This is a genomic window from Mycobacterium sp. TH-M11 (assembly GCF_057473725.1).
In genome coordinates, this window is the sequence record NZ_JBYCLD010000353.1 from 1 (window position 1) to 9,355 (window position 9,355).

Annotated in this window: 5 protein-coding genes; 2 read left to right on the top strand and 3 right to left on the bottom strand. The window is 66.7% G+C overall.

The features are described from left to right. From AC2VOG_RS14200 to malQ, 3 genes are all read right to left on the bottom strand, one after another. Window positions 1-352 (bottom strand): nuclear transport factor 2 family protein (locus AC2VOG_RS14200; protein ID WP_486940528.1); only part of this gene is annotated, 352 nt, incomplete at its 3' end. After that, window positions 349-1,230, bottom strand: a complete 882-nt coding sequence (locus AC2VOG_RS14205) for an LLM class F420-dependent oxidoreductase (RefSeq protein WP_486940529.1) — start codon at window positions 1,228-1,230, stop codon at window positions 349-351. The genes AC2VOG_RS14205 and AC2VOG_RS14200, both read right to left, overlap by 4 nt. A 21-nt stretch (window positions 1,231-1,251) precedes the next feature. Further along, entirely contained in the window at window positions 1,252-3,393 is a 2,142-nt protein-coding gene (gene malQ / locus AC2VOG_RS14210) for a 4-alpha-glucanotransferase (protein ID WP_486940530.1), read from the bottom strand. Window positions 3,394-3,696: 303 nt separating this feature from the next. Here malQ and eccB point away from each other — a divergent pair, with 303 nt between their 5' ends. Together eccB and eccCa are read left to right on the top strand one after the other, a co-directional pair. Then, on the top strand, window positions 3,697-5,208 hold the full coding sequence (gene eccB, locus AC2VOG_RS14215) for a type VII secretion protein EccB (RefSeq protein ID WP_486940531.1): 1,512 nt from the start codon (window positions 3,697-3,699) through the stop codon (window positions 5,206-5,208). Continuing rightward, window positions 5,205-9,355: type VII secretion protein EccCa (gene eccCa, locus AC2VOG_RS14220; protein ID WP_486940532.1), on the top strand; the 4,151-nt coding region annotated here is incomplete at its 3' end. The genes eccB and eccCa, both read left to right, overlap by 4 nt.

Here is a 9,355-nt window from a genome sequence, read left to right on the forward strand (position 1 = left end):
GCAGATGCCAGGTCACGTCGCGGAACTGGTCGTCGTGTCGCACCCAGTGGTGGGCAACGCAGGTGATACGGCCACGAGCGGTGCCGGGGTGGGCCCCGGGGTCGTACACCTCGCCGACGATGGCGTGTTGGGTGCGGACCGTCGACGCCACGGCGGCAATTGCCTCGCTGATCGCGGCGTAACCCGAATGCGCCCGAACCGGCGCCAAAACCGCCGGCGGGTCGGGCAATAGCAGCGTCGCGTCATCGGTGAAAAGTTCTGCCACGGAACCGAATTGCCGGTCGTCGACCCTGGCCGCGTAACGGTGCACGAGGTCGGCCAGGTCCGCCCGGTCGTCGGTGCCGAGCTTCATGTCGGCAGCGAAAGCCGTTGGGCGCAGGCTGACAGTTCGTCCTTGGCGTGATCGAGGTCGGTGATCGGCGGCATCGCCAGCACAATCCGGTCGGCGCCCTGGGCGGCCAACCGCTCCGCACGTTCGGAGTCGACCTTGCTGACCGAATGTCCCAGTGTCAGCTCGATATCGGCAGGGTCGCGGCCGGCGGCGACGGCCTCGTCGCGCATCAGCGCCAGTAGGTCCTGCAGCTGAGCGCCGGCCACCCCCAACGGCTGGAAGCCGTCACCGAACCGTCCGGCCCGTCGCGCCGCAGCTTTGCTGTGACCACCGACATGTATGGCAAGATGTTGCCCGGCAATGGGTTTGGGAAAGCAGACCACGTTGTCGAATCGAAAGAACTCACCACGATGCGTCACACCGTAGGGTCGCTCGTCCCACAGCGCCCTCAGCACTGCCAGTTGCTCGTCGGCGCGGCGGCCCCGGCTGGCGAATTCCGTTCCGCAGGCCTCGATTTCTTCTCTGAGCCAACCGACTCCGACACAGAGCCGAAGTCGCCCGCCGGACAGCACGTCGAGGGTGGCTGCCCGCTTGGCCAACACGACCGGATGATGGTTGGGCAGCACCAGAACACCCGTGGCCAAGCCCAGCCGTTGGGTGTGGCCGGCCAAAAACGACAACAGGTCAAGTGGATCGGGGACCGGGCAATCCGACGACAGCTCCACCCGCCCCGAGGCGTCGTAGGGATAGACACTGTCGTAACGAGTCGCCAGGACGGTGTGCTCGACCGCAACGATCGACTCGAAGCCGCAGGCCTCGAGATGGCGCGCGAACTCCGCCATCCAGCGCGGGTCCGCAGTGACCCCGGCAGCTACTGGGGCGACTACGCCAAACGTCAACTTTTTCACGGCAAACCGACGCTAGCAGTTGCTCGTGGGGGCGGTTTGCGCCCGCATCACCTCGGCGAGGGCGCTCGCCCGGCGGTCGTCAAACACGTCTTCCAGCAGGATCGGCCGACCGTCGGGACCGCTCAGCGGGATCCGCCAGTTCGGGTATTCGTCGGTGGTGCCCGGTTGATTCTGGGTTCGCTTGTCGCCGACCGCGTCGGTGAGCGCCAACCCGAGCAGCCGCGACGGCGTCCGTCCCAGATACTGATGCAGGGCCAGTACGGTTTGCTCCTCGTCCGCGTTCTCGGGCAGCAGGCCGACTCGGCGCAGTTCGGCCATCCAGGCCGCCTGTTCGCGCTCGGCCGCCGCCAACTCCTGCTCGACCGGGCGGGTCAGTAGTCCCAGCGAATCCCGCAGTCGCACATGTTCATTGGCCAGATAGCCGGCCGTCGGCGGCAGGTCATGAGTGGTCACCGAGGACAGGCAGTACTCACGCCAGCGGTCGGCCGGCAGCGGACCACCGGACCCGTCGCGGTCGAGTTCGAACCACAGAATCGACGTGCCCAGCACGCCCCGTGCCCGCAGGTAGTCACGGACCCACGGCTCGACGGTGCCCAGGTCCTCGCCCACCACCAGCGCCAGCGCGCGATACGCCTCCAAGGCGACGATGCCGATCATCGCCTCATGGTCATAGCGCACGTAGGTGCCCTCGGTCGGCGGTTGGCCCCGGGGTATCCACCACAACCGGAACAACCCGATGATGTGGTCGATCCGTACGCCACCGGCGTGCCGCAGCACGCTGCGGATCAGGTCGCGGAACGGCTGGTATTCCTGCTCGTCGAGGCGGTCCGGGCGCCACGGCGGCTGCGACCAGTCCTGGCCCAACTGGTTGAACTCGTCCGGAGGTGCCCCGGCCGAGACCCCGAGGGCCAGCGAATCCTGCAACGCCCAGGCGTCCGCCCCGTCGGGGTGCACGCCCACGGCCAGATCGTGCACGATGCCCAACGACATCCCGGCCGACACCGCCTGGGTCTGCGCGGCAGCCAGTTGCTCGTCGAGTTGCCATTGCAGCCAACGATGGAAATCGACTGCGGCCGAATGTTTTTTGACGAAGTTTGCGACTCCTGCGGCGCTGGGATGACGCATCGAGTCGGGCCATTGATGCCAGTCGGCGCCGTACTTTTCGGCCAGCGCACACCAGGCGGCGAAGTTGTCGAGCGCGGCGCCTTCCCGAGCGCAGTACGCCGCGAAAGCCAGGTCGCGGCCGGCGGTGCGGGGGACAGCGAATACCAACTCCAGCGCTTCGCGTTTGGCCGCCCACGCGCTGTCACGGTCGATCGAGTCCAGCGACGCGGCGTGTTTCTGGACGCCGCCACGCAACCGACGCACTCGGCCCCGCCGGGGTAGTTGCGCGTATTCGGGAATGGCCTCAACACGCAGATACAGCGGGTTGACGAACCGCCGCGAGGTCGGCAGATACGGCGACGGTTCCATCGGCGAGGTGGGCCCGGCCGCGTGCAGCGGGTTGACCAGCAGATAAGCGGCGCCGTGCAGCGACGCCGACCAGACCGCGAGGTCCACGAGATCGGTCAGATCCCCGACACCCCAGGACTGGCGGGAACGCACGCTGTACAACTGTGCGGCCAGCCCCCAGCTACGACGGGCGCCCAGCCGATCGGGCACACCCAACCACGGCGGTGTCACGATCACCGCGGCGTCGGCCTCGTTTCCGCCGGAACGCAGATGCACCCGGTGATATCCCAGCGGTAGATCGTCGGGCAATACGAAACTGGCTTCGCCGATCTGGTGCCCGCCCAGATCAAACGGCGGGGTGAAGTTGTCGACCTGCTTGATCCCGCCACGGACGGTGCCGTCTTCGAGTTGGAGCCACACCTCGGCCGGTTGGCCGTGCGTGACGTGCACCCAGAACGTCGTCGGGGTACCGGCCCGCCCGACGATGGTCGGCGGTAGCGCACGCGACCAGTGCGCCCTCTCGTGCGCGACGAGCGCCGCGTCGCGTGCCGCCTCGTCTGCGGCGTCGACGCCCAGCGCGGCCAGCACCGCGATCAACGTGCTCGCCGGGACGTCGACCCGGCGAGCACGCCAGTCTTCATAGGCTGTAGAGATCCCGAATCGACCCGCGAGTTCGATCAGCGACGGCGCCATCTGGTTCATACAGACATCTTCCTTGTCGAGATGTCTGAGATGCGCCCCGCGTGTTCACGTCGACGTCACCTTTACGGGGGGCTGGGTTTGCTCGTGGCCGTACCATTCGCAGAGAAGGTTCTGCTGAACCTCCCCACTACCAACTGGCAGGTGACAGCACTGTGGCGCAAACCACAAACGGCGCGGACGCGAACGTCGCTCGATCTCGAACGCTCGCGTGGCGCGCTCGCGCGGGGTGCCCTACCGTTATCCCTGTGAACAGTGGGACTGCACAATCTTCGGCCTTCGCGTCTGAGTGGAGCGTGCTCAAAAATGGCCGGTGATCACCAGCGCGGTTCGGGCTACGGCCTCGGACTGTCCACCCGGACCCAGGTAACCGGTTACCAGTTCCTGGCCCGTCGTACCGCCATGGCGCTGACCCGCTGGCGGGTCCGGATGGAGATCGAACCCGGCCGGCGCCAGACGCTGGCCGTGGTGGCCTCGATTTCCGCGGCCTTGGTGATCTGCCTGGGCGCCTTGCTGTACTCCTTCATCAGCCCGTCCGGGCAGCTGAACGACACACCGATCATCGCCGACCGTGATTCGGGCGCACTGTATGTCCGGGTCGGCGACAAGCTGTACCCCGCGCTGAATCTGGCCTCGGCGCGGCTGATCGCCGGCCGCGCCGAAAACCCGCACAAGGTGCGGGGGAGCCAGATCGCCGAGCAGCCGCACGGGCCGCTGGTCGGGATTCCCGGAGCGCCGTCGGAATTCTCTCCGACCAGCCCAGCGACGGCGTCGTGGCTGGTGTGCGACACCGTGACGCCGACCTCCGGCGTCGGTGCGCCGCCGGTGACGGTCACCGTCATCGACGGCCGGCCCGAACTGTCGAACCGGCGCCATGTGCTCGGCGGCTCCGACGCTGTGGTGCTCAGATACGACAAGGAAACCTACGTGGTCCGGCAGGGACGCCGGTCACGTATCGACGCGACAAACCGCGCGGTGCTGCTGCCGCTGGGGCTTACCCCGGAGAACGTCAGCCAGGCCCATCCGATGAGCCGTGCGCTGTACGACGCGTTGCCCGTCGGCCCCGAGTTGTCGGTACCCAAGGTTCCGGCTGCCGGCCAACCGGCAGCATTCGCCGGTGCGCCCGGGCCGATCGGTACCGTGATTGTGACGCCGCAAATCAGTGGGCCGCAGCAGTATTCGGTGGTGCTGGCCGACGGCGTGGAGACGGTCAATTCGGTGGTTGCCCAGATCCTCCAAAACGCCGGTACCCCGGCGGGCAGCTCGCCGATTGTCGTGGCACCCGCATCGCTGGCCAAGCTGCCGGTCGTCAACGGGCTGGACTTGTCGGCCTATCCAGACGCCCCGCTGAGCCCGGTCGACCTGAAGGAAAACCCCGCGACATGCTGGTGGTGGGAGAAGACCGCCGGTGAGGAGCGCGCTCGCATCCAGGTGATCTCCGGGCCGACGATTCCGGTGCCCAACGGCTCGACGGACAAGATCGTGTCGCTGGTCAAAGCCGATTCCTCGGGTCGGGAAGCCGATCGCGTGTACTTCGGCCCCGAATACGGCAACTGGGTCGTCGTCACTGGCAACGACCCGGCAGCGACCACCGCCGAATCACTGTGGTGGCTCTCCAGCTCCGGGGTGCGTTTCGGCGTGGAAAACTCTAACGATGCCCGCAAAGCACTGGGCCTGACGTTGGCGCCCAGTCCGGCGCCGTGGGTTGCTCTGCGGTTGCTGGCGCCGGGGCCCGCCCTCTCCCGCGCGGACGCACTGGTACGTCATGACACCCTCCCGTCCGACATGAACCCCGCAGAGTTGGTGGTACCCAAGTGAAGCAAGGTTTCGCACGCCCGACGCCCGAGCGTGCACCGGCCGTCAGGCCCGAGAACATCGTCCTCCCGACACCGCTGAGTGTCCCGCCGCCCGAAGGAAAACCGTGGTGGCTGATCGTGGTCGGCGTGCTGGTGGTCGGCTTACTGGTCGGCATGGTCGGCATGACCGTCGCCAACGGCTCGCGGATGTTCCTGGGCGCCGGGTCGATCTTCCCGATCTTCATGATCGGCGGCGTGGCCATGATGATGTTCGGCGGCCGTTTCGGCGGCCAGCAGCAGATGAGCCGGCCGAAGCTGGACGCGATGCGCGCCCAGTTCATGCTGATGCTGGACATGCTGCGGGAGACCGCCAACGAGTCGGCCGACAGCATGGACGCCAACTACCGGTGGTTCCACCCGCAGCCGACGACGCTGGCCGCCGCGGTGGGTTCATCCCGGATGTGGGAGCGCAAACCGGACGGCAAGGACCTCAACTTCGGTGTCGCGCGGATCGGCGTGGGCATGACCCGTCCCGAGGTGACCTGGGGCGAGCCGCAGAACATGCCGACCGACATCGAACTCGAGCCGGTCACCGGTAAGGCATTGCAGGAATTCGGTCGCTACCAGAGCGTCGTCTACAACCTGCCGAAGATGATCTCGCTGCTGGTCGAGCCGTGGTACGCGCTGGTCGGTAATCGTGAGCAGACTCTGGGGGCCATGCGCGCGCTCATCTGCCAGCTGGCCTTCTCGCATGGACCCGACCATCTGCAGATGATCGTGGTCTCATCGGACTTGAGCAAGTGGGACTGGGTGAAGTGGCTGCCGCACTTCGGCGACCCGCGTCGCCGCGATGCCGCGGGCAACGCGCGGATGGTGTACTCCTCGGTTCGGGAATTCGCCACCGATCAGGCCGAATTGTTTGCTGGGCGGGGATCTTTCACACCACGCCACGCCAGCTCGTCGGCCCAGACCCCGACGCCGCACCACCTGATCATCGCCGATGTCGACGACCCGCAGTGGGAGTACGTCATCAGTGTCGACGGCGTCGACGGCGTGACGTTCTTCGACCTGACCGGTTCTGACCTTTGGACCGGCAACCCGGAACGGGTGCTCAAGTTCACCAACGACATCGGCGTAATCGAAGCGCTGCCGCGCGACCGTGACACCTGGATGGTGATCGACGACAACCGCTGGTTCTTCGCCCTCGCGGACCACGTCACCGAATCTGAGGCCGAGCAGTTCGCACAAGGGGTGGCCCGCTGGCGGCTGGCCGAGGCCTACGAGGAGATCGGCCAGCGCGTCGCGCAGATCGGCGCCCGCGACATCCTGTCCTACTTCGGGATTGACGATCCTTCGCGGATCGATTTCGAGTCGCTGTGGAGCAGTCGCCGCGATGCGCTCTCAAGCCGCTCCCGGTTGCGCATCCCGTTCGGAAACCGTTCCGACAACGGCGAACTGCTGTTTCTCGACATGAAGTCGCTCGATGAGGGCGGCGACGGTCCGCACGGCGTCATGTCGGGGACGACCGGTTCGGGTAAGTCGACCCTGGTGCGTACCGTTCTCGAGTCGCTGATGCTCTCCCATCCGCCGGATGAACTGCAGTTTGTGCTCGCCGACCTCAAGGGTGGATCGGCGGTCAAGCCGTTCGCCGGTGTGCCACACGTGTCGCGCATCATCACCGACCTCGAAGAGGACCAGGCGCTGATGGAGCGGTTCCTGGATTCGCTCTGGGGTGAGATCGCCCGTCGAAAGGCGTTCTGCGACAACGCCGGCGTCGACGACGCCAAGGAATACAACGAAATGCGGGCGCGCATGCGCGCCCGCGGCCAAGACATCCCACCGCTGCCGGTGCTGGTGGTCGTCATCGACGAGTTCTACGAGTGGTTCCGCATCATGCCGACCGCCGTCGACGTGTTGGACTCCATCGGCCGACAGGGTCGCGCCTACTGGATCCACCTGATGATGGCGTCGCAAACGATCGAGAGCCGCGCCGAGAAGCTCATGGAGAACATGGGTTACCGGCTGGTGTTGAAGGCGCGCACCGCTGGTGCGGCACAGGCGGCAGGTGTTCCCAACGCGGTCAATCTGCCCGCACAGGCCGGTCTGGGCTACTTCCGCAAGAGCCTGGATGAGATCATCCGCTTCCAGGCCGAGTTCCTGTGGCGCGACTACCGTCGCGGCGTGTCGCTCGACGACAACGGGCCCGCGATGTTGACCCACTCCGTCGATTACATTCGGCCGCAACTGTTTACCACTGGATTCGCGCCGATCGAGGTCGCCGTGACGGGGCCGGACGATTTCGATGCCCTGACCAACGGGGCTCTGACCAACGGAGACAGCGGCAACGGCGACGCGTTCAGTGGCTTCGGCGCCGAGGTGGTCGAGGAAGAGGAAGAAGAAGAAGCGATCCGGACGCCGAAGGTCGGTACCGTGATCATCGAGCAGCTTCGACGGATCGACTTCGAGCCATACCGGTTATGGCAGCCGCCGCTGGCCCAACCGGTGCCGATCGAGGACCTGGTCAACCGCTTCCTCGGGCACCCGTGGCAGGAGGAGTACGGCCAGACCACCGACCTGGTCTTCCCGGTCGGGATCATCGACCGGCCGTTCAAGCACGACCAGCCGCCATGGACGGTCGACACCTCGGGCTCTGGTGCAAACGTGTTGGTCCTGGGAGCGGGCGGATCGGGCAAGACCACTGCGCTGCAGACGCTGATCACGTCGGCGGCGCTGACCCACACGCCCGAGCAGGTTCAGTTCTATGTGCTCGCCTACAGCAGCACCGCGCTGACGACGGTGGCCCACTTGCCGCACGTCGGTGAGGTCGTCGGTCCGACGGACCCGTACGGCGTGCGCCGCACGGTGGCCGAGTTGCTTGCCCTGCTACGCGAGCGCAAGCGCACGTTCCTCGAATACGACGTGCCGTCGATGGAGGTCTTCCGCCGGCGCAAGTTCGGTGGCGAAGCGGGCCAGGTTCCCAACGACGGCTTCGGCGACGTCTTCCTGGTGATCGACAACTATCGGGCGCTCGCCGAAGAGAACGAAGTGCTCATCGAGCAGGTGAACCTGATCATCAACCAGGGACCGTCGTTCGGTATCCACGTAATGGCCACGGCCGACCGCGAATCGGAGCTTCGGCCCCCGGTCCGCAGCGGTTTCGGCTCGCGGATCGAGCTTCGGCTCGCTGCGGTTGAGGATGCCAAGCTGGTGCGCTCGCGGTTCGCCAAGGATGTCCCGGTCAAGCCGGGCCGCGGCATGGTCGCAGTCAACTACGTGCGACTGGACAGCGATCCGCAATCCGGCCTGCACACGCTGGTGGCACGGCCGGCCGCGGCCGGCACGCTGAACAATGACTTCTCGTCCGAAAGCGTCGCGGCCACGGTCAGCACGGTCGCGGTCGGCCACGCGCCGCCGGTGCGCAGACTTCCCGCGAAGTTCGGCTTGGAGCAGGTGCGCGCGCTGGCCCAGCAGGACAAGCGTCAGAACGTCGGGGTTGGCGGAATCGCCTGGGCCATCAACGAACTGGATCTGCAGCCGGTTTACCTCAACTTCGCCGAGAACGCTCACCTGATTGTGACGGGTCGACGCGAGTGCGGTCGTACCACAACGCTGGCGACGATCATGGCCGAGATCGGGCGGGTCTACGCGCCGGGTGCCAGCATCGCGGGAGCGACATCGCGCCCGTCGGCGCAGGTGTGGCTGATCGACCCGCGCCGTCAGCTGCTGACCACGCTGGGCACCGACTACGTCGAGAAGTTCGCGTACAACCTCGACGGCGTTTCCGCCATGATGGAGGACTTGGGTCAGACGCTGGCGCGGCGCGAGCCTCCGCCGGGTTTGTCGGCCGAGGAGTTGCTGTCCCGCGCGTGGTGGAGCGGGCCGGAGATCTTCTTGATCATCGACGATGTGCAGCAGCTGCCACCGGGCTTCGACTCACCGCTGCACAAGGCGGCACCGTGGGTCACCCGGGCAGCCGACGTCGGCTTGCACGTGATCGTCACCCGCACCTTCGGCGGGTGGTCGTCGGCGGGCAGCGACCCGATGCTGCGGGCGCTGGCGCAGGCCAACGCACCGCTGCTGGTGATGGATGCCGACCCCGATGAGGGCTTCATCCGCGGCAAGATGAAGGGTGGGCCGCTGCCCCGCGGTCGTGGCCTGCTGATGGCCGA

Excerpts from the sequence above, each read along its gene's own strand:
- malQ (WP_486940530.1), bottom strand. The coding sequence starts at position 3,393 with ATGAACCAGATGGCGCCGTCGCTGATCGAACTCGCGGGTCGATTCGGG.
- eccB (WP_486940531.1), top strand. The coding sequence starts at position 3,697 with ATGGCCGGTGATCACCAGCGCGGTTCGGGCTACGGCCTCGGACTGTCC.